Below are 258 nucleotides of genomic sequence, written 5' to 3'. Positions count from 1 at the left end.
GGCGTGATCTCTAGTATGGGTGGTGACGAATCTGGTCTCACCGATTTTGGTAAGAATGTCATCGACGAGATGGTGAAACACGGTATTACCGTTGACCTTTCGCATACGTCGAACCAGACCACCAAAGACATTACCGATTATATGAAGAAGAACCATAAGGGTGTCCCAGCAATCTACTCGCATTCACCACTGGCCTCTACCTACGGTTGTGAGCCTCATGAAACCGTGCCGGAAACGCAAGAGCGCATGGCAAGCAAG

1 protein-coding gene is annotated in these 258 nt (G+C 49.6%); it reads left to right on the top strand.

What is annotated here, in order from left to right:
- Window positions 1-258, top strand: a 258-nt coding sequence (locus AB4585_RS26950; RefSeq protein ID WP_372171804.1) for a membrane dipeptidase, incomplete at both ends; no start/stop codon positions are given.

Source organism: Vibrio sp. 10N.222.49.C9, from assembly GCF_041474985.1.
Lineage (GTDB): Bacteria > Pseudomonadota > Gammaproteobacteria > Enterobacterales > Vibrionaceae > Vibrio > Vibrio crassostreae_C.
Note: the sequence above shows the minus strand (reverse complement) of the source record. Positions and strands in the feature narration are given on the sequence as shown.